30 protein-coding genes and 1 pseudogene are annotated in these 26,089 nt (G+C 72.7%); 12 read left to right on the top strand and 19 right to left on the bottom strand.

Features of this window, described 5'->3' with window-relative positions:
* The first annotated feature begins 73 nt into the window (after positions 1-73).
* From ACZ7FF_RS12740 to ACZ7FF_RS12750, 3 genes are all read left to right on the top strand, one after another.
* The gene (locus ACZ7FF_RS12740) at positions 74-925 is read left to right on the top strand and encodes a helix-turn-helix transcriptional regulator (protein ID WP_470811844.1); all 852 of its coding nucleotides are present in this window, start codon (positions 74-76) and stop codon (positions 923-925) included.
* Positions 926-1,353: 428 nt separating this feature from the next.
* Positions 1,354-1,743, top strand: a complete 390-nt coding sequence (locus ACZ7FF_RS12745) for a hypothetical protein (protein WP_470811846.1) — start codon at positions 1,354-1,356, stop codon at positions 1,741-1,743.
* 31 nt (positions 1,744-1,774) lie between these two features.
* The gene (locus ACZ7FF_RS12750) at positions 1,775-2,788 is read left to right on the top strand and encodes a YihY/virulence factor BrkB family protein (protein WP_470811848.1); all 1,014 of its coding nucleotides are present in this window, start codon (positions 1,775-1,777) and stop codon (positions 2,786-2,788) included.
* A gap of 3 nt (positions 2,789-2,791) precedes the next feature.
* On the opposite strand, the pseudogene ACZ7FF_RS12755 reads toward ACZ7FF_RS12750, so the two are convergent.
* The 3 genes and pseudogenes from ACZ7FF_RS12755 to ACZ7FF_RS12765 form a co-directional block, all read right to left on the bottom strand.
* Positions 2,792-3,088 (bottom strand): annotated as a pseudogene (locus ACZ7FF_RS12755) (TlpA family protein disulfide reductase); the annotation flags it as partial.
* 12 nt (positions 3,089-3,100) lie between these two features.
* Entirely contained in the window at positions 3,101-4,195 is a 1,095-nt protein-coding gene (locus ACZ7FF_RS12760; RefSeq protein ID WP_470811849.1) for a YncE family protein, read from the bottom strand.
* A gap of 512 nt (positions 4,196-4,707) precedes the next feature.
* Complete coding sequence (locus ACZ7FF_RS12765) at positions 4,708-5,682, bottom strand: pirin family protein (RefSeq protein WP_470811851.1); 975 nt, start codon at positions 5,680-5,682, stop codon at positions 4,708-4,710.
* A gap of 121 nt (positions 5,683-5,803) precedes the next feature.
* On the opposite strand from ACZ7FF_RS12765, the gene ACZ7FF_RS12770 reads away from it, so the two are divergent.
* Complete coding sequence (locus ACZ7FF_RS12770) at positions 5,804-6,286, top strand: carboxymuconolactone decarboxylase family protein (protein ID WP_470811852.1); 483 nt, start codon at positions 5,804-5,806, stop codon at positions 6,284-6,286.
* Here ACZ7FF_RS12770 and ACZ7FF_RS12775 read toward each other — a convergent pair.
* Positions 6,252-7,202, bottom strand: coding sequence for a LysR family transcriptional regulator (locus ACZ7FF_RS12775; protein WP_470811854.1), 951 nt, complete (start codon positions 7,200-7,202; stop codon positions 6,252-6,254). The genes ACZ7FF_RS12770 and ACZ7FF_RS12775 overlap by 35 nt on opposite strands.
* Before the next feature lie 72 nt (positions 7,203-7,274).
* On the opposite strand from ACZ7FF_RS12775, the gene ACZ7FF_RS12780 reads away from it, so the two are divergent.
* On the top strand, positions 7,275-7,664 hold the full coding sequence (locus tag ACZ7FF_RS12780; RefSeq protein WP_470811856.1) for a RidA family protein: 390 nt from the start codon (positions 7,275-7,277) through the stop codon (positions 7,662-7,664).
* A 59-nt stretch (positions 7,665-7,723) separates the two neighbouring features.
* On the opposite strand, the gene ACZ7FF_RS12785 is transcribed toward ACZ7FF_RS12780, so the two are convergent.
* The gene (locus tag ACZ7FF_RS12785; protein ID WP_470811858.1) at positions 7,724-8,953 is read right to left on the bottom strand and encodes a polysaccharide deacetylase family protein; all 1,230 of its coding nucleotides are present in this window, start codon (positions 8,951-8,953) and stop codon (positions 7,724-7,726) included.
* A gap of 391 nt (positions 8,954-9,344) precedes the next feature.
* Complete coding sequence (locus ACZ7FF_RS12790; RefSeq protein WP_470811859.1) at positions 9,345-10,163, bottom strand: NAD(P)H-binding protein; 819 nt, start codon at positions 10,161-10,163, stop codon at positions 9,345-9,347.
* Positions 10,164-10,245: 82 nt separating this feature from the next.
* Between ACZ7FF_RS12790 and ACZ7FF_RS12795 the strand changes: the two genes are divergently transcribed.
* Complete coding sequence (locus tag ACZ7FF_RS12795) at positions 10,246-10,869, top strand: TetR/AcrR family transcriptional regulator (protein ID WP_470811861.1); 624 nt, start codon at positions 10,246-10,248, stop codon at positions 10,867-10,869.
* Positions 10,870-10,952: 83 nt separating this feature from the next.
* Here the strand turns inward: ACZ7FF_RS12795 and ACZ7FF_RS12800 are convergent, their stop codons facing one another.
* On the bottom strand, positions 10,953-11,834 hold the full coding sequence (locus ACZ7FF_RS12800) for a DMT family transporter (protein WP_470811863.1): 882 nt from the start codon (positions 11,832-11,834) through the stop codon (positions 10,953-10,955).
* 241 nt (positions 11,835-12,075) lie between these two features.
* Here ACZ7FF_RS12800 and ACZ7FF_RS12805 point away from each other — a divergent pair, with 241 nt between their 5' ends.
* Entirely contained in the window at positions 12,076-12,495 is a 420-nt protein-coding gene (locus ACZ7FF_RS12805) for a CBS domain-containing protein (RefSeq protein WP_470811865.1), read from the top strand.
* A gap of 72 nt (positions 12,496-12,567) precedes the next feature.
* Here ACZ7FF_RS12805 and ACZ7FF_RS12810 read toward each other — a convergent pair whose 3' ends face one another.
* From ACZ7FF_RS12810 to ACZ7FF_RS12855, 10 genes are all read right to left on the bottom strand, one after another.
* Positions 12,568-14,316 carry a carbohydrate binding domain-containing protein gene (locus tag ACZ7FF_RS12810; RefSeq protein WP_470811866.1) on the bottom strand — a complete coding sequence of 583 codons (1,749 nt, stop codon included), beginning with the start codon at positions 14,314-14,316 and terminating at the stop codon, positions 12,568-12,570.
* 181 nt (positions 14,317-14,497) lie between these two features.
* On the bottom strand, positions 14,498-15,136 hold the full coding sequence (locus ACZ7FF_RS12815; RefSeq protein ID WP_470811868.1) for a hypothetical protein: 639 nt from the start codon (positions 15,134-15,136) through the stop codon (positions 14,498-14,500).
* A 73-nt stretch (positions 15,137-15,209) separates the two neighbouring features.
* Positions 15,210-15,965 carry a YqjF family protein gene (locus ACZ7FF_RS12820; protein ID WP_470811870.1) on the bottom strand — a complete coding sequence of 252 codons (756 nt, stop codon included), beginning with the start codon at positions 15,963-15,965 and terminating at the stop codon, positions 15,210-15,212.
* 55 nt (positions 15,966-16,020) lie between these two features.
* The gene (locus ACZ7FF_RS12825; protein WP_470812241.1) at positions 16,021-16,296 is read right to left on the bottom strand and encodes a DUF4190 domain-containing protein; all 276 of its coding nucleotides are present in this window, start codon (positions 16,294-16,296) and stop codon (positions 16,021-16,023) included.
* Positions 16,297-16,298: 2 nt separating this feature from the next.
* On the bottom strand, positions 16,299-16,463 hold the full coding sequence (locus ACZ7FF_RS12830) for a hypothetical protein (protein ID WP_470811871.1): 165 nt from the start codon (positions 16,461-16,463) through the stop codon (positions 16,299-16,301).
* Positions 16,464-16,608: 145 nt separating this feature from the next.
* Positions 16,609-16,890, bottom strand: a complete 282-nt coding sequence (locus tag ACZ7FF_RS12835; protein WP_470811873.1) for a hypothetical protein — start codon at positions 16,888-16,890, stop codon at positions 16,609-16,611.
* Positions 16,891-16,973: 83 nt separating this feature from the next.
* Positions 16,974-17,789: an ABC transporter permease gene (locus ACZ7FF_RS12840; RefSeq protein ID WP_470811874.1), complete on the bottom strand. Its 816-nt coding sequence runs from the start codon at positions 17,787-17,789 to the stop codon at positions 16,974-16,976.
* A 12-nt stretch (positions 17,790-17,801) separates the two neighbouring features.
* Positions 17,802-18,695, bottom strand: a complete 894-nt coding sequence (locus tag ACZ7FF_RS12845; protein ID WP_470811875.1) for an ABC transporter permease — start codon at positions 18,693-18,695, stop codon at positions 17,802-17,804.
* Between the two features lie 3 nt (positions 18,696-18,698).
* A complete protein-coding gene (locus ACZ7FF_RS12850; protein WP_470811877.1) occupies positions 18,699-19,895 on the bottom strand; it encodes an ABC transporter substrate-binding protein in 1,197 nt (398 codons plus the stop codon).
* A gap of 40 nt (positions 19,896-19,935) precedes the next feature.
* On the bottom strand, positions 19,936-20,967 hold the full coding sequence (locus ACZ7FF_RS12855) for an ABC transporter ATP-binding protein (RefSeq protein WP_470811878.1): 1,032 nt from the start codon (positions 20,965-20,967) through the stop codon (positions 19,936-19,938).
* 110 nt (positions 20,968-21,077) lie between these two features.
* Here ACZ7FF_RS12855 and ACZ7FF_RS12860 point away from each other — a divergent pair, with 110 nt between their 5' ends.
* Both ACZ7FF_RS12860 and ACZ7FF_RS12865 read left to right on the top strand, forming a co-directional pair.
* The gene (locus ACZ7FF_RS12860) at positions 21,078-21,818 is read left to right on the top strand and encodes a FadR/GntR family transcriptional regulator (RefSeq protein WP_470811879.1); all 741 of its coding nucleotides are present in this window, start codon (positions 21,078-21,080) and stop codon (positions 21,816-21,818) included.
* A gap of 37 nt (positions 21,819-21,855) precedes the next feature.
* Positions 21,856-22,617: a cache domain-containing protein gene (locus ACZ7FF_RS12865; protein ID WP_470811881.1), complete on the top strand. Its 762-nt coding sequence runs from the start codon at positions 21,856-21,858 to the stop codon at positions 22,615-22,617.
* A gap of 13 nt (positions 22,618-22,630) precedes the next feature.
* Here ACZ7FF_RS12865 and ACZ7FF_RS12870 read toward each other — a convergent pair whose 3' ends face one another.
* Positions 22,631-23,239 (bottom strand): flavin reductase family protein, encoded by a 609-nt coding sequence (locus tag ACZ7FF_RS12870; RefSeq protein WP_470811882.1) that lies wholly within the window; start codon positions 23,237-23,239, stop codon positions 22,631-22,633.
* A 297-nt stretch (positions 23,240-23,536) separates the two neighbouring features.
* The gene (locus ACZ7FF_RS12875) at positions 23,537-24,187 is read right to left on the bottom strand and encodes an FMN-dependent NADH-azoreductase (RefSeq protein WP_470811883.1); all 651 of its coding nucleotides are present in this window, start codon (positions 24,185-24,187) and stop codon (positions 23,537-23,539) included.
* Between the two features lie 141 nt (positions 24,188-24,328).
* On the opposite strand from ACZ7FF_RS12875, the gene ACZ7FF_RS12880 reads away from it, so the two are divergent.
* The 3 genes from ACZ7FF_RS12880 (at position 24,329) to ACZ7FF_RS12890 (ending at position 26,086) form a co-directional block, all read left to right on the top strand.
* Positions 24,329-24,721, top strand: a complete 393-nt coding sequence (locus ACZ7FF_RS12880) for a winged helix-turn-helix transcriptional regulator (protein ID WP_470811885.1) — start codon at positions 24,329-24,331, stop codon at positions 24,719-24,721.
* Between the two features lie 94 nt (positions 24,722-24,815).
* Entirely contained in the window at positions 24,816-25,913 is a 1,098-nt protein-coding gene (locus ACZ7FF_RS12885) for a hypothetical protein (RefSeq protein WP_470811891.1), read from the top strand.
* Between the two features lie 2 nt (positions 25,914-25,915).
* Positions 25,916-26,086: a hypothetical protein gene (locus tag ACZ7FF_RS12890; RefSeq protein WP_470811893.1), complete on the top strand. Its 171-nt coding sequence runs from the start codon at positions 25,916-25,918 to the stop codon at positions 26,084-26,086.
* Positions 26,087-26,089: the final 3 nt, after the last annotated feature.

Consider the following 26,089-nt stretch of genomic DNA (forward strand, 5'->3'; position numbering starts at 1 on the left):
GCGTGCCCGCCGGCCCCATCCAGGCACCGGGAGTACCTGGATCGGCCGCTCCCGCGACGCGCACACTGGGGAGGTGGACAGACGAGAACTGGCGGCCTTCCTGCGCAGCAGGCGCGAGCGGATCGGGCCCGCCGACGTGGGACTGCCCGCCGGGCCGCGCCGCCGCACACCGGGGCTGCGCCGCGAGGAGGTGGCGGCGCTGGCGTACATCTCGGCCGAGTACTACACCCGGCTGGAACAGGCCCGCGGCCCGCGTCCCTCGCGCGAGGTGCTGACCGGGCTGGCCAGGGCGCTGCGGCTGTCGGACGCCGAACGCGACCACCTCCACCAGCTGGCCGGCGCCCCGCCGGCCCCCGCGTCCGGACCCTCGCGCGAGGTACGCCAGAGCATCCTCGACCTGGTGCACCGGCTTCCCCTGTCCGCGGCCTTCGTCACGTCGGCCACGCTGGAGGTGCTCGCCTGGAACGAGCTGGCGACCGCCCTCATGGAGGACTTCTCGGCCCTGCCGCGACGCGACCGCAACCTCGCCCGACGGGCCTTCCTCGAACCGGACCCCGAGGGGCGCAGGCTCTACGGCGTGTCCGACTCCGACGCGTTCGCGCGGCACGCGGCACGGCGCCTGCGCACGACCGCCGCCCGCTACCCCGACGACCCCGAGGTGAGCGCGCTGGTCCGCGAACTCCGTTCCGGCAGCGAGGAGTTCGCCCGGCTGTGGGCCTCCCACGACGTGGACACGGAACCGACCCTCCAAAAGACGTTCCGGCATCCGCTGGTGGGCCCGGTCACCGTCAACTGCGACGCCCTCGACCTGACCGACCGGGACCAGCAGGTCGTGATCTACACCGCCGTCCCCGGCTCGCCCTCCGAGGAGGCACTGCGGCTGCTGTCGGTCATCGGCACCGAGCGCATGTCCGCGCCGCGCTGAGGAACCCGCTCCGGCACTTCGCCCGGCTGGGCCAACGGGCGGCCCGCACCGGCCTCTTCCGTGGCAGACCACCGGAACCGGGCGGCCGACGAGATCCGCCGCCCGCCGCATGCCGACGTTCGCCGAGGGCACCCTGACTACGGCATGCGGTCGGCACCCTCGGCGGAAGCGGCAGGTGAGTTCCCTGGCACACCACACCCCCGCGAGCCGGGGCGAGACGATCGGCGGCGCCGCACGGCACCCGGGTGAAGATCGTGCCCGCCCGTTTCAGGGGCGGACCGAAGGGAGACTCCGGAAACCGTACGCGGCACGCTGCCCAGCTCGCGACCCGGACGGCGACTCTCGGGTACCCACCGCGACCCGCCGTACCCGGGAGCCGGGCTCGACGGCGTCCACGGCCGACACTCCACGGGCGGTGGCGAGACACGATGAGAGCATGGAAGAGGAAGAAGGGGCAGCCGGAGCAGGCTCCTCTGGAGCTGTGCGACCTGTGCGGGGCCACCTTCCCGGAGAGCGAGGCGGTGCGCGGACGCGTACCCGACTCGTCCTGCGCCGACCCGCACGGAAGCTGGTTCGACGGTCTCCGGCTCATCACGGCGTGCGGACAGGCCCACTTCGAGGTCATGTGGGACATCTACCGGCACCGCCCGTTCCTCCGCGAGGAGCTCTGGGCGGCGAAGATCACCCGCGCTCTGACCAGCGGCCCGCCCGTCCTCACCTTCGTGGAGCTCGGCTGCCGGACCGGTCTGCACGAGCCGGAGATCCGGCGCGCCATCGCGTGGCACAACGCACGAATCGCCCGTCGGGACGAGGAATGACCTCCCACCGGCCCCGGCGCAGGCGCGAACCGTGAGGCCGCACGAGCGCTTCGACCGCTACCAGAGGGGGCACCGCTGGGTCGGCCTGCCGCTCGCCGTCGTGTACAAGTTCTTCGACGACCAGACCCTGTACCTCGCGGCCGTCCTCACCTACTACGGCTTCCTGTCCCTGTTCCCGCTGATGCTCATCCTCGTCGCCGTCCTGAGCACCTTCCTCAGCAACGATCCCGGTCTGCGGCAGCGCGTCCTGGACTCGGCCCTGAGCAAGTTCCCCGTCATCGGCGACCAGATCGTCGGCAACATCCACTCCTTCCACGGCAACGGAGCCGCACTCGCCGTGGGCATCGCGGGCAGCATCTACGGCTCGCTGGGCGTGGCCCAGGCCGCCCAGTACGCCCTCAACAAGATCTGGGCGGTCCCGCGGCACGCCCGGGCGGACCCGTTCCGCTCACGGCTCAGGGGGCTGCTGTTCCTGCTGATCCTGGCGCTCGGGCTGTGCGCGTTCACCCTGCTGTCGGTGGCCTCCTCACAGACATACGTGTTCGGCGCGCGGCTGCGGGGCGGCACCTGGATCGCCGCCACGGTGGCTTCCGTGTGCCTCAACACCGGACTGCTGCTCCTGAGTTACCGCCTGCTCACCCATCGGACGCTGCACTGGCGCTGGCTCGTCAGCGTCTCCGTGGGAGCCGCCTGCGCGTGGCAGGGGCTGCAGTGGGTGGGCACCTACTACGTCAGCCACGTGCTGCGCGGGGCCACGGCCACCTACGGCCTGTTCGGCATCGTCCTGGGGCTGATCGCCTGGCTGTACGTGGGGGCGCTGATCTTCCTCACGGCGGCCGAGGTCGGTTCCGTACGGCTGCTCCGGCTGTGGCCGCGGAGCCTGCTGACGCCGTTCACCGACAAGGTGAACCTCAGTGCGGGCGACCGCCGCGCCTACCGGTCGTACGCCGCGACCGAGGCCTTCAAGGGCTTCCAGAAGATCCGGGTGACCTTCGGGCAGCCGCCGAACGACGGCGGCGGGAACCGGTCCGACAGGAACTCGTGAGGGTCACCGGGCCAGCAGTTCGGCGACGGCCCGGTCCAGCTCGGCCGGTGTCACGGCGCCGACCGCGCGCACGATTCCCCGGGCGTCGACCAGTACGTTCGTGGGGACGCCGTTGATGCCGAGCGCGGCGGCGTAGTCGCCCGACTCGTCCAGCAGGATCGGGCCGTCCACGTTCCACACCTCGGCGAACGTGAGCGCCTCGTCGCGCGCGTGGCGTGTCTCCCACACGTTGATCAGGACGATGTCCAGCCCGGACCGGGCGGTACGGCGGCGCAGTGCCTCGAGAACCGGCGCCTCCGCGTTGCACGGGCCTCACCAGCTGGCGAAGAAGTTGATCACGTAGCGCTTCTCCGCCCACTCCCGTGTGGTGCGCACCCGGCCGGTCCGGGCGTCGGGCAGCGCGAAGCCGGGAAGCCCGCGGCCGACCGCCGGATGGGTCGGGGGGCGCACGGGTCCGGGCAGCCAGGGCCGGTCCACCACGGTCAGCGTGCCGCTTCCCGCGTTGGACACCAGCAGTCGCCCGGAGGCCGCGTCGAGGTGGCAGTCACCGGGGCCGTGGCCGACGGTGATCCGGTGCGTCTCCGACCCACTGGCCGTGTCGAGGGCACTGACGGTACCGGCGCCCCTGTTGCAGACGTACAACCGCCCGCCGTCCGGGGAGACGCACATGCCGACCGGGGCCTGCTCGACCCGCAGCTCGTCCACCGGGCGTCCGGTCGCCAGGGAGAGGCGCAGCACCGTGCCGTGCAGGGACCCGGCCACGTACAGGTGATCGGTGACGGGGTTGACGACGGCCTTGCAGGGTCCCTCACCGACGGCGATCCGCCGCAGGGGGCGGAGGGTCTCCGTGTCGAACACGGTCAGCGAGCCGGCCATGAAGTTCGCGCAGTATGCGCGACCCCGCCGGGCGTCCACGGCGATGCTGCCCGCGCCGATCTCCGCGGGAATCGTGCCGATGACCTCCAGGCGGTCGGCGTCGATGGCGGTGATCGTCCCCGCGGCGGTGTTGCCGCAGAAGACCCGCCGTCGCCGCGGGTCGTGTCCGAGGCCCGCCGGGTAGGCGTCCGGCCCGACCCCGATCCGGGCGATCCGCGCGGCGGTGCCGGCGTCGAGGACGGTGACCGTGTCGGAACGGGCGTCGGCCGTGAACAGACGCCCGCTCGGCAGGTCCAGCACGATCGGGATCGGTTCGCTGCCCACGTCGGCCCGCCACAGCGGGACGCACCGGTCCACGTCCACGGCGACGACCGCGTTGTCGCGGGAACAGGCCACATAGGCGCGGCGCGCCGCGGAGTCCACGGCCACGGCTTCCGGGCCCGCGCCGAGCCGGGTTTCCGCGACCACCTCGTGCGCCCGTGGGACCCGGCAGGCCGGGCCGCCCGGCGGAGGACGAAGGTTGCCGCTCATGGCCCTTGTGTAGGCGGATGTCCGGGAGACAAAACGCAGGGGCGGCTGCCGTTCTCCGTGCCGTTTGGAAGATGCCGCCCCTCCGCCCGCATCCGTGGACGGGGACGTTCACGCATCACGGACCAGGTGACTCCCAGGGGCCAGAGGAGTGCCATCGTGTCTTGGCCCCCACGGCCGGAAGGAGTTCCGATGTCCTCCCATGCTCAGTCCCCCGCACCGTACGGGACCGAGGATCCCGACAGCCACGAGGCGTGGCAGGCTCGCAGCCGACTGGTCCTGACCCCCGTGGCGGCGCCGTCGCTCTGCCGGGGCAGTCGCGGACCCGCGAACTGCACCGCCCGCACGCCGCAGGCATGCCCGACGCCGCGCTCGACCACGCCGACGGTTGCACCGCGGGTGGGCTCCACGCCCCCATCGCGCTGAAGCGTCCCCAGCCCTGATCCGCCCGGGGATCTTTGCACGGGGCAAACGAGTGGGGGACGCACAGCCGTGGCCGGCCGGTGTGGAGGAGGTCAGCGCGCCCTTCCCCGGGGCTTCAGCGGAACGTGCGGCAGTTCCGGTGCGGGCAGCCGGTCGCCGTCGTACCCCTTCACCTCGCCGAAGCGGGTCCCCGTCATCCAGTCCTCACGGGCCTCGGCGATGTCCTCGTGGCTGCGCCCGATGAAGTTCCACCACATCACGATCTCCTCGCCGAACGGGGGCCCGCCGAGCAGGACGACGCGTGCCGGGGCGCCGGACTCGTTGGTGAGGCGGAGGGTCTCGGCGCCCTCGGGCACATGGCCGAGCTCGGACGGTCGCAGCGGGGTGCCGGCGGCGCGGACCTCGCCCTGGTCGACGAGGACACCGTGCTCGAAGGCGGGGTCGACGGCCAGGGTGAGGTCGGCGCCCGGCTCCAGGGTGAGCTCGGCGCCGAGCAGGGGCGTGAAGGTGCGGACGGGGGAGACCGCGCCCGCGAGGGAGCCCAGGAAGACGCGGAGCACGGCGCCGTCGAACCGTACCGGTTCGGGCACGTGGTGCTCGAAGTCCGGGGCGGTGTGCCGGTGTTCCGCGGGGAGCGCGACCCACAACTGGACGCCGTGCAGCACGGTGGTGCCGGGCGTGGAGACCTCGGAGTGGCTGATGCCGTGCCCGCCGGTCATGAGGTTCACCTCGCCGGGCCGGACCAGGGCGTGGCTGCCCAGGCTGTCGCGGTGCTCGATCTCCCCGCTGAACAGCCAGCTCACGGTCTGCAGCCCGGTGTGCGGGTGCGGGGCCACGTCCATGCCGCCGCTGCGGGAGACGTCGTCGGGACCGTAGTGGTCGGCGAAGCACCAGGCGCCGATCAGGGTGCGGGCCCGCTGGGGCAGGGTGCGGCGCACGGTCATCGCGCGCGGTCCGCCGAGCGGCACGTCCCGCGGCGTGAGCACCTGCACCCGGGCCGCCGCGCCCGTCCGGTCGGCCTCGGAGCCGCACCGCATCTCGGCGGGCCTCGTCTCGGTGTTGCTCACCTGAGCCCACCTCCCATCCATGATAGTTTTAGATTCAACAATTATGATGTGATCATAACCCCGGCGACGGCCCCGCGCACCGGTACGGGCGGAGCCGCGGCGGCACCCGGAGGAGTCCAGGTTGACCAGTCCCGTGACGGCCGGCACCACCCGGCGGATCTTCGTCGACAAGCAGAGTCCGAAGGCGTACCACGCGCTGGTGCAGACCTCCGAGGCGGTCCGTGCGGCCGCCGCCGAGGCCGGCCTCGACCGCACCCTTGTGGAACTGGTCAACCTGCGTGTCTCCCAGATCAACGGTTGCGCGTACTGCCTGCACGTGCACACCCGGGCCGCCCTGCGCGCCGGCGACACCCCGCAGCGCCTCGGCGTGCTCGCCGCCTGGCGGGACACCGAACTGTTCACCCCCGCCGAACGGGCCGCCCTGGCCCTCGCCGAGGCGACCACCGCGGCCGCGGACACCGGGGCGCAGGACGGGGCGTACGCGGCGGCGCGGGACGTCCTCACCGATGATCAGGTGTCGGCGGTGATCTGGGTGGCCGTCACCATCAACGCGTTCAACCGCGTCTCGATCATGAGCGGCCATCCGGTGCGCCCGGAGCGGTGAGCGCCCGGCGGGCGGCCTCCGGCCCGGCGTCGCCGACCGTCGCGAGCAGATGACCGACCAGCGGATCGCGGTCGTTCGAACGCCATGCGACGGCGACCCGGGTACGGGCGGTGCCGGGGTCGAGCCGCCGGAACGCGACGCCCCTGAGCCTGATGCGCCGGATGCTCGCCGGTGCCACGGACACCCCGAGGCCGGTCTCCACGAGGGCGCACACGGTCTGCCACTCCACCGCGTGCTGGGAGATCCGGGGCGTGAACCCCGCCTCCGCGCACAGGCCGGCGATCTGGTCGTACAGCCGCGGTCCGACCGCGCGTGGCAGCAGGACGAAGGGCTCGGGGGCCAGCCGTCCGAGCGGGACGGCACGGCGCGCGGCCAGGGGGTGCCCGGACGGCAGGACGGCCACGAACGGCTCGCTGAGCACCGTCCGGAAGTCCAGCTCCGGGTCGCCGGGCGGGGGCTCGCGCAGCAGCCCGATGTCGATCGTCCGCTCCCGCAGCGCGTCGAGCTGGGGTGCCGTGGTCATCTCGTGGATGTCGAGGTCCACCTCGGGGAACCGCCGCCGGAAGTCGCGCAGCAGTCCCGGCAGGACGGTCAGGGCGAGGGAGGCGGCGAAACCGATCCGCAGCCGACCGGCCCGGCCGCTGCCCGCGGCACGCGCGGCGGCCAGCCCGTCCGTGAGCCCGTCGAGGGCCGCCCGGGCGGCCGGCAGCAGGGCGCGGCCGGCCGGGGTGAGCGTGACCCGCCCCGGCCCCCGGTCGAACAGCGGATGCCCGACCCTGTCCTCCAGTCGGCGGATCTGCTGGCTCAGCGGGGGCTGGGCGATGCCCAGACGGGCGGCCGCGTGCCCGAAGTGCAGTTCCTCGGCGAGCACGACGAAGGCGTGCAGTTGTGGCAGGGGCAGTTCGGGACGGTCCATATCCTCAGAGATATCAGCTCATGCTCCTGGCTGTATTAGACGTATCGAAGTCGGCCGCCTAGCGTTCCGCACATGACAGAGCGACGCGCGATCCTCGGCGGCTCGGCCTTCGAGGAGCAGATCGGCTACGCCCGTGCGGTGGTCGACGGCGACCAGGTGCACGTGTCCGGGACCACCGGGTTCGACTACACGACCATGACGATCCCGGACGACGTGGTGGAGCAGGCCGAGCAGTGCCTGCGCAACATCGAGGCCGCCCTGGCCGAGGCGAAGTGCACCTTCGCCGACGTGGTGCGCGTGCGCTACCTGTTCCCCGACCGCGCGGACTTCGAGCCCTGCTGGCCCGTGCTGCGGCGCTGCTTCGGCGAGGTCCGCCCGGCCGCCACCATGATGGTGTGCGGCCTCGCCGACCCGCGGATGAAGATCGAGATCGAGGTGTACGCCCGCCGCGCCGCCGGCTGACCGCCGCGCGGGCGCCGGGTCTCCTCGCCCGGGCGGCCGTCCCCTAGGTCGGACAGGCCCTAGGTCTCCTTGCCCGCACGCAGGTAGGTGGACCAGCCGCCCGGCGGCTGCTCGCCGACCTCCAGGGTGCGCAGGCGCGCCAGGAGCTTCGGGTCCTGGGCGTCGAGCCAGTCGACGAACTGCCGGAAGGAGACCAGACGGACCTCCGGCCGCCCGGCGATCTGCCTCAGCGCCTCCTCGGCCGCGTCCATGTAGATGCCGCCGTTCCACTCCTCGAAGTGGTTGCCGATGAACAGCGGGGCCCGGTTGGTCTCGTAGGCCCGGTCGAAGCCCTCCATGTACGACTGCGTCGCCTGGGCGCGCCAGTAGGGGTAGTTGTACGACGGCGCGCGCGTCGAGTTCCCGGACTGGTTCGCCAGCATGTTCCAGTCCATGGACAGCACTTCGAACTTGTGCCCGGGGAAGGGGATGCCCTGGAGCGGCAGGTCCCAGACGCCTCCCTGCTTCCGCGGCCAGCGCTGCACCCCGCCCGGCGACGAGGCGTCGTAACGCCAGCCCAGCGCGCGGGCGACCGGCAGCAGGTTCTCCTGGCCGAGCAGGCACGGGGTGCGGCCGCCCACGAGTTCCTTGTCGTAGTCGAAGGGCAGTGGCGGGCTGTCCCGCCAACCGGTGTGGGTCCGCCAGGACTTGACGAAGGACTGGGCCTGTTCGATCTCCCAGCGCCACTGTGCCGAGGTCCAGTTGGCGACCGAGCCGGGGCCCTCGCAGAAGTGCCCGTTGAAGTGCGTGCCGATCTCGTGGCCGTCGAGCCACGCCTCGCGCACGTACTTCAGGGTCGCCTTGAGGTGCTCGTCGGTGAGGTAGCCGATGTCCGAGGCGCCGACCGGGTTGTTCGGCGGCCGGTACAGCCGCTTCTTGTCCTCCGGCAGCAGGTACAGGCCGGAGAGGAAGAACGTCATGTGCGCCCCGTGGGCCCGGGCGAGCTCCAGGAAGCGCTGGAACAGACCCGTGCCCACCTCGCCCGCGCCGTCCCAGGAGAACACCACGAACTGCGGGGGAGTCTCGCCCGGTTCGAGCGCGGTGGGCGGGTCCGGCTGCCTGGGCTGCCGTCCGGTGTACGACGTCGAGCCGTCGCCGATCAGCCGGGGCTCCACCTGTGCCTCGCCGGGGCCCGCCGCGCCGAGTCCCCATCCGCCCCCGCCGCCGCACCGGGTCAGTGAGGTTGCGGCCACAGCGGCGCCGACGCCGAGGCCCAGGCGTGCCGCGTTCCGGCGGCTGATTCCACTCATCGCCATCCCAACCCGCGCCCCGTCACGACGCGTTGTGCGCTCCCTTGATCGTTGCTGTCAGCACCTCGCACAATAAGGACGATAAGCATATGAACTGTCATATTTGAGTCGGCGTGGCGCGCAAAAAGGGGTCCGCCACCCGGCCCGGCGTCCGTTCGGGTGCCTGGGCGCGGACGTGCGCCCGGTGCCACCGGGGCCCCACGAGCCGACCGCGGCCGCACACCCTCCTCCAGTGGGCCCAGCCACGCCCGCCGGGCCGGTGCACGTTCCGCGGTCCCCCGGGTCGGCCTGCCTTTCGCCGCGTTCGGCGGGCCGGCCGTGCTTCCCGCCGCGCCTGGCGCGGTCGGCCGTACGCACGCTGCCCGCCGGTGGCCCCCGGCTGCCCCGAAGGTCAGCGGAACGCGGCGGCGTTGCGCTTCGCCCAGGCGGTGAAGGGTGCCGCCGGACGGCCGAGGAGGTGCCGCACGTCGGGGGAGACCGCCTGCTCCTCGGGTGTGGGTTCGCCGAGGATCGCGAGCGTGCCGTCGGCGACGGGCGCGGGCATGAAGCGGAGCATCTGGGCGCGGGCCTCCTCGCGGGACTGCTCCACGAACGCCACCGGCTCGCCCAGGGCCTCGGCCACGGCCGCGGCGCGCTGCCGGGGTGTCGTGGCCGCGGGGCCGGTCAGGGTGTAGGCCGCGCCGTCGTGTCCGTCCGTGCGCAGGACGGTCGCGGCGACGGCCGCGATGTCGGCGGGGTCCACGAACGGCAGGGCCACGTCGGCGAAGGGCGCCGCCGCGGTTCGGTGCAGGCGGACCGGTTCGGCCCAGGCCAGCGCGTTGGACGCCAGGCCGCCGGAGCGCAGGACGGTGAACGGCAGCCCCGACTCCGCCACGGCCGCCTCGAAGCCCGCCGCGTGCGCGTACGTCTTGGGCCGGGTGCCCACGCCCTGCGAGGAGAGCAGCACCACCTTGCCCACCCCGGCGGCGCCGGCCCGCCGCAGGATGCCGGCCGGATCCTCGCCCGCGACCAGCAGGAACAGCGCCTCGGCCCCTTCCAGGGCGACCGTCAGACTCTCCGGCTGCCCGAGATCGGCGGCCACGGCCCGCGCACCCGGAACGTCTCCGTCCCCGATGTGCCGCGCCACGGCCGTGACGGCCTCCCCGTGCCCGAGCAGCTCGGCGACCAGTGCGCGTCCGACGTTTCCCGTGGCGCCCGTGACAACGATCATGACAGTTCCTCCGTGTGAGTTAGTTGACTAACTAAGTCGAGACGTTAGCGCGCTCCCACGGCCGGTGTCTATCCTTAGTCAGGTGACTGACTCAGAAGCTGCCGCGTCGATCGGGACGAAGCGCCCCGGAAGGCCGGGCGCGTCCGGCCGGGGTGACAAGCGCCGACGCCTGGTGCGGGCGGCCGTCCAGGTCTTCCACGAGCAGGGCGTGGAGAAGACCACCCTCGGCGACGTCGCCCACGCGGCCGAGGTACCGCTCGGCAACGTCTACTACTACTTCAAGACCAAGGACCAGCTGGTCGAGGCGGCGGTGGACGCCCACTGTGAGCAACTGGCGGAACTCACGGACCGCTTGGACCGACTCCCGGACCCGGCCGACCGGCTCAAGGCGCTCATCGCCGGCTGGGTCGACCAGCGCGAGACCGCGGCCCGTTTCGGCTGCCCCTTCGGCACCCTCGCCACCGAACTCGACAAGCGCGACGACGGCCTGGACCTGGCCGCGGCGAAGGTCGTGCGGGCCCTGCTCGACTGGGTGGAGTCCCAGTTCGCCCAGCTGGGCCGCGCCGACGCCCCCGCACTCGCCGTCGAACTCGTCGCCGCCTACCAGGGCATGTCCGTCCTCACCAACGCCCTGCGCGACCCGAGCCTGATGGCCGGCCAGGGTGAACGCCTGCGCACCTGGATCGACACGCTCGCCGGTGCGTGACCGGGCTCCCACCAGGGTCGAAGGAGCTTGCGCCCTCACATCCGACCGGGTGAGCCCCGCCGGTCGCCGCGCCCTGAGCGGCCTCAGGTGGTGACGCCCTCCTCCTGGGCCGGAGCCGGTACGACGTGGATGTGCTGGACGGCCCGGCTCAGGACCAGCACGCCCACGACGATCAGCAGCGCCCCGCACGCCTCCGGCACGAGCCACCAGCCCGTGCGGATCCGCTCGTCGAACAGGGTGATGCCCAGGGCGAGACTGACCACCGCGTCACCGATGGTCAGCGCGGGCTGAGCCGCGGCCAGCGGGCCGGCCTGGAGCGAGTTCTCCAGCAGCAGCACGGCGGCGACGCCGGCGAGCGCGAAGCCGTACGTCTGCCACGACTGCAGGAACGCCACGAAGCCGCGATCGGCGAACGTGCCCGTCGCCGACTTGAGCATCGCGGCGGTCAGGGCGTTGCCCGTCGCGGAGGCCACGGCCAGCAGCGCGGCGCGCCGGGCCGGCGGGCGGCCGCGGCCGGCCAGCAGGACGGCGGCGGTCATGGCGCCGACGCCCAGGCACAGGGCCGGGATCCAGCGCGTGAGCGGGGCCTGGTCGAGCGCTCCGTGCGGCGCCGCCGCGACGAGCAGTGCGGCCAGCCCCGCCACACAGCCGCCGACCCCCCACCAGCCGTAGCGGGGCAGCCGCCGGTGCATCAGCGGCGCGGCGACGAGCAGCGCGAACGGCAGCTCCAGGATGAACAGCGGCTGGACCAGCGCGAGCGGGCCGTTGACCAGGGCCAGGCTCTGGAACAGCGCGGCGCAGATCACCCCGGCCATGCCGATCACCCAGAACGGCCGGTGCACCAGCTCCGCGAGCAGCCGGAGGCCACCGCGGCTACTGGCGGACGCGGCCCTGCGCTGGAACGCGGTGCCGACGGCGTTGCTCGCCGCTCCCGCGACGGCGAACACCGCGGCGAGTTCGATCACGACCGTCTCTCCTGCCTGCGGCACGTCTCCCGGAGGGGCCCCGGGCCTTTTCAGCCTACGGAAGGGTGCCGCTCACCGCGGTTCCGGCCGATGGCGGCACGGCTCCTCGCCGCTGCTCACGCCGCTGCGGTCGCGGCGGGTGTGGCTCGTTCCCGTCCTCGTCGGCCGAGGGCGCATCGCGGCGTGCGCGGGGTACCTGAGTGGCGAGGCCGGGCGGGCGAGGGGCGAGGAGGAGGACGGCATGGCGCAGGCGGTGCGCGAGATCATGACCGGCAACCCGGTGGCGGTGGCGCCGGAGACCCCGGTGTGCGAGGTGGCCGCCAGGATGCGGGACGAGGACATCGGCGCGGTGCTGGTCTGTTCCGGTCAGCGGCTGCGCGGGCTGGTCACGGACCGGGACCTGACCGTGCGGATACTCGCCGCGGGCGGGGACGTGACCGCGCGGACGGTGGCGGAGGCGTGCAGCAGCGAGCTGGTCACCGTGGCCCCGGACGACGACGTGGACCGGGCCGTGCAGCTCATGCGCGGCAAGGCGCTGCGCCGGCTGCCGGTCGTGGACGACGGGCGGGTGGTCGGGATCGTCGCCCTGGGCGATGTCGTCGTGGAGCGGGACCCCGAGTCGACGCTGGGGCACATCAGCGCGGCCGGGCCCACCCGGTGAACACGGGGTCGCGGACGTACCGCGGCCGGACCCGCCCGGTGAGCACCTGGCGGATCCGGCCCCGGGGGCGGGTCAGGAGAGGGCGAGGTCGTCCGCGTAGACGGCGCCCTGCCCGTACCAGCCGTGGACGTACACGGTGACCGTGCCGGAGGCCCCGGTGGTGAACGGCACCGTCAGCTTCGACCAGGACGAGGACGAGGCCCAGGTGCTGGCCGTCGCGCCGCCGCTGACCCCGAGGTAGGCGTAGGGGCCCTGCACCCAGCCGCTCAGCGTGTACGCCGTGTCGGGCTTCAGGGTGAGGGTCTGCGCGCACTGGCCGGTCTGCGTGGCGGACGGCGCGGTCTTCAGGGCGTGGCTGCCGCCGTGCACGGGAGAGGAGACCACCGCGGCACCGCTGTCACAGGTCCACGGCGCGAGCGAGCCGGTCTCGAAGTCGCCGTTGCCCAGCGCCGCCGTGCCACCGGATCCGTTCACGGTCAGGGTGAGCGTGGAGCTGTGCCGGGTCGAGCCGGCCGTCCCGGTGACGGTCAGGGAGTAGGTGCCCGGGGTCGCGGAGGCGCCGGCCTTCACGGTGAGCGTCGAGCTGCCCCCGGCGGTGACCGAGGCCGGGCTGAGGGTGGCCGTCACGCCGCTGGGCGCGCCGCTCACCGCCAGGTCGACGGACTGCGCGCTGCCCGAGGTCACCGACGTCTTCACGGTGGACGTCGCCGACCCGCCGGGGTCGACGGAGGCGGTGGCGGGGGAGAGGGAGACGGAGAAGTCGTTGGCGGGCGGTGTCGTCGTACCACCTGTGAAGGGCTCGAAGGTGTGGGAGAAGTACCAGGTGTCCTGGGCTATCCCGGAGCAGGTGTCGGAGGCGCCGGAGCCCGGGCAGCTGCCGTTGTCGCGCTGGAGGGCCCAGAAGGAGAGGGTGCTGATGCCCTTGGACACCGCCCAGTTGTAGACCGTGGTGGCGTCGGCGGTGGTGAAGGTCTCGGCCGGTCCGTAGTCGTCCACGCCCGGCATCTCGGTGACGCCGACCATGTTCCACAGCTGGGTGTCGGACAGGTTCGGGTACAGCGACGCCAGCTGGTCGTGCAGGCCGCTCGCCGCGGTCTCGGTGTCGGTGGCCATGTGGTGCGTCGCGCCGTCGTAGTAGTCGAACGTCATCAGGTTGACGACGTCCACCTTGGCGCCCGCGGTCCTGGCGCTGCGCAGGACGGCGAGACCGTTGTCGGCGAGGCCGGTCGTCGTGGTCGGCAGGGTGTACGAGAACTGCACGGAGCGCCCGTTGGCGGCGGCCCAGTCCTGGACCTTCTTGATGGCCTGGTTGCGGCGGTCGATGCCGGCCTGGTTCGTGAGGGAGTTGTCCTCGACGTCCATGTCGAGCCGCGAGACGTCGTAGGTGGTGATGATCTTCTCGTAGGCGGCGGCGATGGCGTTCACGTCGGTGCAGCTGTCGGCGATCTCGGTGCCGCCGTTGTCGGCGGCGTATCCGCCGAGGGAGGGGATGGCGTCGCCGCCGCGCGACCGCATGGTGGTGAAGTCGGCGCCGAACACGGAGGAGTTCACGGGTGTGCCGGTGTCGCCGTTCCAGTACGGCGTGCAGGAGCCCTTCTTCTCGGTCTGCAGGAACGCCATGGTCAGGTACTTGGATCCGGAGGACTGGGCGAGCGCGGCGGGGCTGTCGCCGTTGTAGGCCTCGAAGTAGGGCGCGAAGACGTGCGCGGGCAGCGGAGTCGCCGCCTGCGCGGTCCCCCCGAACCCCAGGGCGAGCCCTGCGGACGCGGCCAGCGTGGCCACGGCGGTGAGCAGGGCGCGTACGGATCTCGGACGTGTCATCGGGTACTCCCGGATAGCGAACGACGGTCGATCGAGCGGGGGTGTCGCACGGTGGGCCCGGCCGGGGCTATTGGTCTAGGCCATGATTGGTCTGGACCAAACGCCGGTCAAGGTGTGGGAGTAGCCTTTTGCGTGTTCATGGGGGTCAACCGCCGCACGCGGCGGATCGCCTGAGGGTGCGTCAGCGGACGCCCGTGGCGACCGTGGTCGTCACGCGGACGAGGCAGGGCGTGCGGGGAGTCGAGCCGAAGCCGAACCGCACGGGGGGCTCGACCGCGGTCGGGGCGCCCAGGTCCCGGCCCTCGTGGACGGCGGTCGCCGCGGTGATCGGCCGCAGATCGTGCGCGCCGTACCACTCGTACCGGCCGCCGCCGGCCGTTCCCCGGGTGCGCACGCCCAGCAGCAGGCGGGCGACCGGATCCGTCATCGCCGTCCAGAGGGCGCTGGTGGCCAGTGCCCGGGGTACCGCCCGCAGCAGGAGTCCGGTGAGGGTGGGCCCACCGACGGTGAACCGCAGGTCGAGCAGGGGATCCGCGGCCACCGACCACTGGTCGCCGGTGGTCCGTACCCGCACGGGGACGACCCGCACCTCGTCGAAGGTGTAGGTGCCGGCGACGAAATCCGCCACCTGGCGGGTCGGGGCCAGCAGCAGGCGGTGGCCGTCGGCCCGTTCCAGCATCACGTCGCTGAACGGCCCGAAGGGCGAGCGGGGCCAGTGGCCGAGCACCAGCCGCGTCCCGGACGTGGTCCCGACCCCGGCGATCCACCCGTCGAAACGGAGCCGGGCGGACCGGGTGGGGCCCCTCGCGGCCCGGCTCATCCGCACCCGCCGACCGGTCGCCGCGGCGAGCCGCCGTGCCGCAGGGCCGGGGGCCGGCATCCGGGCACCGGGCTCATGCCCGTGTCTCGCCGGGCACCCTCGCGCCCTCGCCCGCGGGGCGGACGCGGGACGAGCGTACCGGGCGGGAGACGCCCAGGCGCACTCTGTGGACCCCGTCGGAGAAGTGGGCGAGGGGCTCCGTGGTGGGCGGGGGCAGCCCCGCGGCCCGGGTGAGGGACTCCTGGGCGACCTCGACGCCCGCCTCACGGAGCGGCCAGGGCGCGTGCTCGACGGGCGTCTCCCACAGGGCGCCGCAACTCCGGGTGAAGGCCCGCCACCGCGAGGTCAGCCACACGTCCCGGCGGGTCGGCGTGACCGCCGGGCCCGGACGCACGGCCAGACGGTAGCCGGGCCCGCGGCCCCACCGGGCGCCGGTGTAGGTCAGGACACCCCGGCGGCGCGACGAGCCGAGGCGTCCGTAGTGGTAGGGGAACCCCACCGTGCGGGCCGCCAGCATCACGGGGCAGCCCACCTCGATGGACAGGAACCACAGGCCGTCCCTGCCGTCACGGCCCCGCACGTACGTCCGCAGATTGGTCTCCAGGAAGACGGGCAGGGCGGCGGGGAGCCCCGGTGGGCGCACACCGGCCATGACGAACGCCGTGAGGCTCACCCACGCCGACCCCTCGTACGTGTCCACGACCAGGCCCTCCGGCAGCAGGCGCTGCACCTGGCCGGGGGAGTAGGCCCAGTGCACGAACGCCTGGGTCACCCAGTCGGCCCGCAGCGCCGGAACGTACACACGCTGCTCCGGTCCATACGACACCACGCGCACCGACTCCCCCGGCCGCCACCCCCGAAACCCCGGGTCCGGTCCGGGCGGCTCACCTGTTCCAGACGGACCAGGACGCCGTCCCCTGCGCGGCCGCGAGGACGGCGAGGACGACGAGGTCCGCGATTCCCAGCCCGAGACCCAGCAGCGCGCGGGTCCTGCGGGGTGTGTCCCGGCGCAGGGCCAGCACGGCCAGCACGATGGCGATGGGCCCGAGGACGAGGTTGAGGACGAGCAGCCCGACGAGCCCGAGCACGAAGGAGGCCACGGCCATGCCCTCGGTGTCCCGTCGGCCCGTCCGGGGTGAGGGGGGAGCGGTCAGCCGCATCGTCATGCCCTCCCCGTCCGGTGCCGGCGCCGCCGCTCGCGTCCCGCGAAGACGAGCAGCCAGACGGCGATGAGCGAGCCGAGCACCAGGGTGACGGGCCACGGCAGGTAGGCGGCCGTTCCGACGACGATGCCCAGCAGGAGCAGGGCGACGACCAGGAAGAGCACGCCTACCTCCCCGGGGCGGTGACGGAGGCGGACGGCTGCGGACTGCTGAGCGGCTCGGACGGCCGCATGGTTAACGTGTTCATGCCATCACGGGTTGCCCGTGAAGCCGGTCTCACGCGGCCGTCCTGTGCTCCGTCCGCCCGCCCTAGGTGGCGCGGGTGCCGCCGCCCCTGCGGATGCGGCCCAGCAGGTCCCGGTGGTAGGCGGCGAGCCGGCCCGCGGGGACCGGGGCCGGACTGCCGGCCAGGGTGTACCAGGTGTCGCCGCCGAAGTGCTGGACGGCGACGCGCACGTTGTGGCCGTCGGACAGGAGGATGGTCGCGACGGTGAGGTCGCCGGTGATGACACCGATCTCGTCGGTCATCGCCCCGCCGGGGCCCGCGGTGACACGGTCGACGTAACTGTTGACGCTGGGAGGGTTGTTCATGGCCGCAGGTTTCCATCAACCCGACCGGCGCGCCCGCACCGGGCGGGTGTCGCGCGCGCGTGTCCCGAGGCGGGGAGGCCGCCTCACACCCGGCTCGACGTGGCCGTGTCCGCCGAGAGCCGCTGGGCCGCGTAGATCGGGAGCACCGACAGCAGGACGAGCACGGCGGCCACGACGTTCACCACCGGCGCCTGCTGGGGACGCGTCATGTTGTCGAAGATCCAGATCGGCAGGGTCTCGATGCCGGGCCCGGCGGTGAACGTCGTCACCACGATCTCGTCGAAGGAGAGCGCGAAGGCGAGCAGGCCGCCGGCCAGCAGCGCGGAGCGGACCAGCGGGAAGGTGACGTCCGCGAAGGCCCGGAAACCGGTCGCGCCGAGGTCCATGGCCGCCTCCTCGTACGAGACGGACGTCCGCCGCAGCCGCGCCACGACGTTGTTGAACACCACGACGATGCAGAACGTGGCGTGCCCGACGATCACCGTGAACAGCCCGAGACCCACGCCGAGCGGCTCCAGGACCGTGCTGAAGGCCGAGTTGAGCGCGATGCCCGTGACGATCCCCGGCAGCGCGATCGGCAGGACCACGACGAACGAGACCGAACCGCGGCCGAAGAAGCGGTACCTGGCCACCGCGAACGCGATGAGGGTGCCCAGGACCAGCGCGATCGCGGTGGCCCCGAGCCCCGCCTTCACCGACACCCATACGGCCGCACGGGCGCCGGAGTTGTGCAGCGCCACCGACCACCAGTGCCCGGTCAGTCCCGGCGGCGGCCAGCTCGCGCTGCGGTCGGGGTTGAGGGAGTTGACGAGGACGAGCAGCAGCGGCACGTAGATCACCGCGAAGCCGAGCCCGGCGCCGATGCGCAGGGCGATGCGCGCGGTGCGGCTGAGATGCATGGCGCTCTTCTCCTACAGGCTGTTCAGGGCACCCGTACGGCGGATCGCCAGCAGGTACAGGACGATCACGACCACGGGGACGGTGCCGAGCGCGGCGGCCATGGGCAGGTTGAGTTCGATGTTGGAGTAGACGAGATTGCCGATCAGCTGCGTCTTGCCGCCGACGATCTGCACGGTGATGTAGTCGCCGAGGCTGAGCGAGAAGGTGAACACCGAGCCCGCGGCGACCGAGGGCAGCACCATCGGCAGGACCACCGAGCGGAAGGTCCGCCCCGCGCGCGCCCCGAGGTCCGCCGACGCGTCCAGCAGGTTCGCCGGAAGCTGTTCGAGGGCCGTGTGGATCGGCAGGATCATGTACGGCAGCCAGAGGTAGGTCAGGGTGAGCACCGTGGCCGGCAGCCCGAACCCGGGACCGCTCAGCCCGAACGGGGCGAGCATCCAGTCGGCCGGGCCGCCCTGGGCGAGGATGAGCCGCCAGGCGTACACCTTCACCAGGTAACTCGCCCACAGCGGGGTCAGGATCGCCACCACGAGCAGCGGGCGCCGGCGGGGCCCGGCCACGCGCGCGGTGTAGAGGGCCAGCGGGAAGGCGATCAGCGCGCACAGCACGGTCACCGCCAGCGCCACGCCCACGCTGCGCAGGATCACCTGGCGGAAGACGGGGGTGGTCAGCACCTCGTGGAAGTTGTCCGTCGACCAGATCTTCACCACCTGCGAGGTGAAGGAGTTCGTCGTCCAGAAGGCGGAGACGAACAGCACGGCCAGCGAGCCGAGGTAGAGGACGGTCAGCCACAGCAGCGGGGCCGTGAGCAGCAGGGTCAGCCGCAGCTTGGGCCTGCGGTGCAGCGTCCCGGCGAGCCGCCGGACGGTTCCCGGGCCGGCGGCGGTGGTCGCGTCGGTCGTCACGGCTCAGCCCTTGATCTCGGTCCAGGCCTGCACCCACTTGGTGTACGGCACGCACTTGACGTCCGTGCGGCCGTCCAGGCACTGCTCGATGGGCGTGTTCCAGAAGGCGATCTTCTTCCAGTAGCTCTCGTCGGCCGCGTGGTAGACCGTGCAGAAGTTCTTGTCACTGGTCTCGGCGCAGGCCTTGGAGTTGGCCGGTGCCTCCCCGAAGTACTCGGCGACCTCCGCGTTGACCTTGGGGGAGACGATCCAGTTCAGCCACTTGTAGGCGCAGTTGGGGTGCTTGGCCTTGCTGGAGACCATCCAGGTGTCCGACCAGCCCGTCGAACCCTCCTTCGGGACCAGCGCCTTGACCTTGGCGCCCTCGGACGCGGCGAGGCTCGCGATGACCTGCCAGGTGGTCCCGACCACGGAGTCGCCGCTCTTGAAGGCGGAGACCTCCTTGAGGTAGTCGCTCCAGTACTCGCCCACGTCCGCGTTCTGCCGCTTCAGCAGTGCCACGGCGGCGTCGAACTGCTTCTGGTCCAGCGCGTAGGGGTCCTTGATCCTCAACTCGGGCCTGGTGGCCTTGAGGTAGAGGGCCGCGTCGGCGATGTAGATCGGCGAGTCGTACGCGGTGACATGGCCCTTGTACTTCGAGGCGCCGTCGAAGACCGCCGACCAGGAGGTGGGCGCGGGGCTCACCTTCGAGGTGTTGTACATCAGCAGGTTGGCGCCGCGGCCGTGCGGGATGCCGTACATCCGGCCCTTCACGGAGTTCCAGGCGCCGTTCTTCAGCCCGCTGAAGACGTCCTTGTAGTGGGGCACCAGGCCGGTGTTGACGGGAGCGGCGTCACCGGAGGCGATCAGGCGCAGGGAGGCGTCGCCGGAGGCGGAGACGGCGTCGTACTCGCCGGTCTTCATCAGCTTGACCATCTCGTCCGAACTGGCGGCGACCTTGGAGTGGACCTGGCACCCCGTCTGCTTCTCGAAGTCGCCGACCCAGTTCACCTTCGGGTCGTTGGAGCCGTCCTCGACATATCCGGCCCAGGCGACGAGATCGACCTCGCCCTCGGTCCTGCCCAGCTTCGTGGGGGCCTTGAGGTCGGGCGGGTTGAGACCGGTGGCCGAGGAGCCGCCGGAGCCGGAGGAGTCGCAGGCGGCGGCGAGCAGCAGCGCGGCGGCGCAGGCCGCGGTGCGCAGGGTACGGGTCAGACGCACGACGTTCTCCATGGGGACGGGGAAAGCGGGCAGGGGCGGGTCAGGAGGGCAGCCGGACGGCGTGCCGGTGGTGCCACCGCAGGCGGACCCGGGTGCCGCGGTAGGCGGCGACGTCCTCCGAGGAGGTCTCCAGGTTCTGCTGCACCGCGGTGAGCCGGCCGCCGCCGTCGAGGTCGACGAGGAAGCGGGTGGCGTCGCCGAGGTAGACGACCTCGGCCACGGTGCCGGTCGCCGTGGCGTGCGCCGGCTCGTCCGCCTCGGCGGACTCCTTCAGGACGCGGATCTTCTCCGGGCGGATGTTGTACGTGCCGGGAGCGCCGACGACCCGGTGGGCCACCTCGCCGTCGAGCAGGTTCGAGGTGCCGACGAAGGAAGCGACGAAGGCGGTCGCCGGGCGTTCGTAGATCTCCGCGGGCGTGCCGACCTGGGCGATGCGGCCCTGGTCGAAGACGGCGATCCGGTCGCTCATCGTCAGCGCCTCGTCCTGGTCGTGGGTCACGAACACGAAGGTGATGCCCACCTCTCGCTGGATCGCCTTGAGTTCGACCTGCATCTGCTCGCGCAGCTTCAGGTCGAGGGCGCCGAGTGGCTCGTCGAGCAGCAGGACGCGGGGCCGGCCCACGAGCGCGCGGGCGAGCGCGACGCGCTGGCGCTGACCGCCGGAGAGCTGCGCGGGGCGCCGCTGGCCGTAGCCCTCGAGCCGTACCTCGGCGAGCGCCTTGCGGGCGCGGACCAGGCGTTCGGCCTTGGGCACCTTCCGGACCCGCAGCCCGTACGCCACGTTCTGCTCCACCGTCATGTGCGGGAAGAGGGCGTAGTCCTGGAAGACGGTGTGCACGTCCCGTTCGAACGGGGCGAGCCCGGTGACCTCCTGTCCGGCGAGCTCGATCCGGCCCTGGTCGGGTGTCTCGAACCCGGCGACGAGCCGCAGGACCGTCGTCTTCCCGGAGCCGGACGGCCCGAGCATCGAGAAGAACTCCCCGTCCCGGATCTCCAGGTCGACCCCGGCCACCGCGTTCGTCCCGCCGAAGGACTTCCGCAGGTCCTGCAGCCGGATCGCAATTCCCCCCATACGGGAACCTTTCTGGCGCGCTGTACGTTGACAGTAAACATATGAAGTCATAGTTCAAAGCTCAAGAGCCCCTTAGGGTAAAGCTTGAGTCAACGCACGAGGTGGTGGCAGTGAGGCAGTACGAGATCGGGGGCGGCGCCCGCAGGGCCGTCTTCAGTCCGGTGGACAGCCGGGCCCGCGTGGACGCGGTCGTCCGCCGCATCGGCGACGCCATCGAGCTGGGCCTCCTCGCCGACGGCGAGCAACTCCCCGGTGAGACCGAGCTGGCCGGACAGCTCGGCGTCTCCACCGTCACCCTGCGCGAGGCGCTCATGGCCCTGCGGCAGCAGGGCCTGGTCACCACCCGCCGCGGTCGCGGCGGAGGCAGCTTCGTCGCCCTGCCCGAGGTCCCCGCCGACGACCGCCTCAGGGCCCGGCTGCTCGGCTGGAGCACCGAGGAACTGCGCGACCTCGGCGATCACTGGGCCGCCCTGTCCGGGGCGGCCGCCCGCCTCGCCGCCCAGCGCACCGAACCCGACGATCTTCACCAACTCCGCCGCACCGCAGACGAGTTGGCGCGGGCCGAGGACGTGCCGGCCCGTAGCCGCCTGTACGGCCGCTTCCACGTCGAACTCGCCGCCGCCGCCCAGTCGGCCCGGCTCACCCGCGAACAGGTCGCCCTGCAGAGCGAGGTGGGGGCGCTGCTCTGCCTCGTCCTGGCCGACGACGCATATCGTGAAGAAGTTGCGGACCGTCACCGCGCCGTGATCTCAGCCGTGCAGGATGGGGCCCACGAAACGGCCGGCACGCCGGCCGAGCGGTGCGTCAGGGAGTCGACGGCGCGTCTCGTCGCCGTACGCCTCACCCTCTGAACGCGCCGCGTCCGGTTCCCGTCCGCTGGAGGACACCATGGGCGTCAGCTCCGGGCTCGCCACCCTCGGCACGGAAGCGGAGCTGTGGGTGGCCGCGCAGGTGGGCCGAGCGCTGGAGGCGGTCTTCGACACGGTCGCCGCCACCCGCGCCGACACGGCCGCCCTGCTCGACCGGGTGGCCGGCGAGGGCCGCCGGCCCGCCAGCGCCGACCTCGCCGCGCTGCGGCCCGGCCTGCATCTGCGCCTCACCCGCGAGGAACTGGTCTCCGGCGTGGGCTTCGTCGCCGACCCCGGCCTGCTCGCCGATGTGCCCGCCTGGCTGGAGTGGTGGCAGTCCGGCGCCGACGGCGACGTCCGCCCGCTGCTCCTCGACCTCGACCCGGGCCACTCGGCGTACTCCGACTACACGCACTGGGACTGGTTCACGCTGCCCCGCGACACGGGGCGGCGGGCCGTGGCCGGACCGTACGTCGACTACCTCTGCTCCGACGAGTACAGCCTCACGCTGTCCGAACCGGTGCTGATCCAGGGGCGGTTCGCCGGGGTGGCCGCCGCCGACGTGTATCTGCGGCACTTCGAGGCCGCCGCCCTGCCGCTGCTGCGGCGCCTCGCCCGGCCCGCCCGTCTGGTGAACGCGCGCGGCCGGGTCGCCGCCTCCGCCGACCCCGCCCATCTGGCGGGCTCCCTCACCAAGGGGCCGGACTTCGGCGAGGTCCTCGCCGAGGCGAGGCCCGCCGTCCACGACGGCATGCGCCTGGTGCCGTGCCGGGGGATCCCCCTGGTGCTCGTCCTGGCGTGAGGCCCGTGGTGACTCAGTTCCGGGGGAGGTCCCGGTAGGCGACGCGGGCCAGCTCGTGCACCTCGCCGACCGTGCCCCACTCGTTCCCGCCCAGCCGGGACAGTGGCCGCAGCCGCCGGATGTCGGGCCGGCCGTCCACCAGGACGTCCTCGTGCACGGCGGCGTGCACGACCCGGCCGAAGACCACCGTGGAGTCGCCCAGCCGCAGCGTCGAGTGGAGGGTGCACTCCAGGGCGACCGGGGAGGCGGCCACGCGCGGCGGCTTCACCCGCAGGGAGGACTCCCGCTCGATGCCCACGGCGTCGAACTCCCCCTCGTCCCGGGGAAAGTCGGTCGAGGTCGCGTTGATCTGCGCGAAGAGCGGCTCCGGGGCGAAGTTGACGACGAACTCGCCCGTCGCCTCGACGTTGCGCAGCGAGTCCTTGCGTCCCACGGAGGTGAACTGCACGATCGGCGGGTCGGTGCAGGCGACGGTGAAGAACGAGTGCGGGGCAAGGTTGGCCGTCTCGCCGTCCGGTGTGAGGGTCGAGACCCAGGCGATGGGCCGGGGGACCACGACGGCCGTCAGCAGCCGGTAGAACGCCCCGGGCCCCAGTGACTCGGGTGAATGGTCGACACGCATGACACCACGCTAGTGCTGCGACCGGAAAGGTTCACCGGCTTGCGACGCCCGGCACGGCACTCCCCCAGCCTTCGGCCGGGGTACCCCCACGCCGCGTGGTCGCATCACCCGAGTACATCCGGTACGCGGGCGTTGCTCCGCCTTGCAGCTGCACGCACCACACCCCGCTCGGGTCGGCTGACAACGCACCGTGGGCCAGGCCGACCTGATCCGAACGACAGGCCCTTGGCGCCGGCCGGCCGGTGGTGTGCACCGGCCCCGCGAAGGTGGTCCCGGATCCTTCGCGGGGCCGCCGGCTCAGGCCGCCAGGCGCCGCGCGAGCTCCTTGGCCTTCACGGCCGCCTCGTCGAGGGCGCGCTGACGGGAGGCCTCGTACAGCGGGATCAGCTCGGCCATCGCCGGGTTGTGCGGGGCCATGGTCAGTTCGGGGACGATGAAGTCCAGGTCCATGCCGAGGGAGTCGGCAAGGATGGTCCCGAGGTAGTTCTGCACGTACTCGTACCCCTCGCGCGGGGTGCCCGGGCCGTACGCGCCGCCGCGGCTGGCGACGACGGTCACCGGGGTGCCCTTCGCGCTCTGGGTCCCGCCGGCGGTGCGGCCGATGAGTATCACGTTGTCCAGCCAGGCCTTCAGGGTCGAGGGAATCGAGAAGTTGTACATCGGGGCGCCGATCAGCACCGCGTCGGCCTGCTCGAGCTCCTCGATCAGCCGGACGCGCGCGGCGAAGGCGGCGGCCTGCTCCGGCGTGTGCGAGGCGGGATCGGTGAAACCGGCGGTGTGCGCGTCGGCGGTGATGTGCGGGACGGGCCGGGCCGCCAGGTCGTGGTGGACGACCGTGCCCTCGGGGTGCTGCTCCAGCCAGTGCGCTCGGAAGGCCTCGGTGACGGCGCGCGAGGCCGACGCCTCGGCCGGGAACACGGAAGAGTCGATGTGCAGCAGGGTGGCCATGGGGGCTCCAAGGAGTGAAGGGTCGGCCCGCACCGGTACCGGTGACCCGCTACCGGCGGGCTGACGTTTCGTACTCGACTATATCTAGCATAGGGACTTACTTTTTTTCATCCCCCTACCTCGGGGTAGTACCCTTGGCGCATGGCGGAGGAGCAGAACCACGACAGCGCGGCGTGCAAACGGGTGGACGAAGGCATCACCCGCGTCTTCCAGTTGCTCGGCAAGCGCTGGAGCGGACCGATCGTGTCCGTGCTGGTGGAGCACCCCGCCTATTTCGCCGACATCCGGCGGGCCGTGCCCGGCATCAGCGAGCGCATGCTCTCCGACCGGCTCGCGGAGCTCGGCGCGGCCGGTCTCGTCCTGCGCGAGGTGGACGAGGGCCCGCCGCTACGCGTCTCCTACCGCCTCACCGAGGCCGGGGCCGCGCTGGACCCCGCGCTCCAGGAACTCGCCCGGTGGGCCCGGCACCACCTGCCGGACGCGCCGCTGTGCCCCGGGGCGCCGGAGGAACGTCCGACCTGCGCGTCCGCGTAGCGGGCGCCCGGACCAAGCGCGTCCTCCCGGCCAGGCCGCCGGGGAGCCGGAAACACGGCTGCGGAAGCTCCGGGCGCGGTGGCAGGATGCCGGAGTGGATCTCTCCCTGCGCGTGGCCGGCGAACTGCTGGGCACCGATCTGTCCGACCCGGTCGACCTCGGCGGCAGCCGGCGCAGCACGGTCCTGCGCTGTCGTACGGCCGCCGGCGGCAGCGTGGTCGTCAAGTCGTACGCCCGCGAGCCGGAAGCGCTGCGCTCCTTCACGTCCGAGGCCGCCGGGCTCGCCCTCCACCGGACCCCCGCACTGCTCGCTGCGGACCCGGCCGTACCGCTGCTGGTGATGGAGGATCTCGGGGCGGCGCCGACGCTGGCGGACGTGCTGCTCGGAGCCGACCCGAAGGCCGCCGCGGAGGGGCTGCTCGCCTGGGCCCGCGCCCTCGGCCGGCTGGCCGCCGGATCGGTGGGCGGGCAGGGGGAGTTCAGCCGCCTGACGGCCCGGTACGACGCGGGCGCGTCGAGCTGGCAGGACGAGCCCTGGGCCGAGCGGAACGCCACCGCGCTGATCCCCCTGCTGGAGGGGGCGGGCGTCACCGCGCCGCCCGGCCTGGCCGCGGAACTGGCCCGGATCGGGACGGCCGGAGGGGAGCGGTACCCCGCCTTCACACCGGGGGACACCTGCCCCGACAACAACCTCCTGACCCCCGACGGGCTCCGGCTGATCGACTTCGAGGGATCCTGCTTCCAGTCGGTCTTCCTGACGGCCGCGTACTGCCGGATGCCCTTCTCCACCTGCTGGTGCGTCTTCACACTGCCCGAGGAACTGGCACGGGAGACCGAGCAGGCGTACCGCGCCGAGGTCGTGCGGGCGTATCCGGCGCTGGCGGACGACCTCGTCTGGGAGGCCGGGATGCGCCGGGCGGTCGCCGTGTGGACGGTCGACGTGACCGTGCGCCTGCTCCCGCACACGGCGGCCGCCGACAAGCCCCTGCACCGGACCCGGCGGGCGCCCCTGGTGCGTCAGGTCCTGCGCCACCGCTGGGAGATGGGCCGGACCCTGGACGACTGCCCGGCCCTCGCCGAGACGGCGGACCTGCTGCTGCGGAAGCTCGCCGACGACTGGGAGGCCGCGCCCCTGCCCCCGTATCCCGTCTTCGGCGGCCGAACCGGCCCGTGCGTCGTCGCGCAGCGCTGAGCATGGTGTCCACCCTGCCGAGGGAGCAGCACCCGACCCGCACCGGCCGCACCTACGACGGCACCGGCATCCCACCGCAGCCGACCGAACCGGTCCTCGCGAAGGAGGAGTTCGCCGGGATGCGCGACTCGGCCTCCGACCGGGCCGTGCACACACGGCGAACCCGCCCCTGACCG

The sequence above is a fragment of the Streptomyces sp. NPDC037126 genome (genome assembly GCF_055605965.1).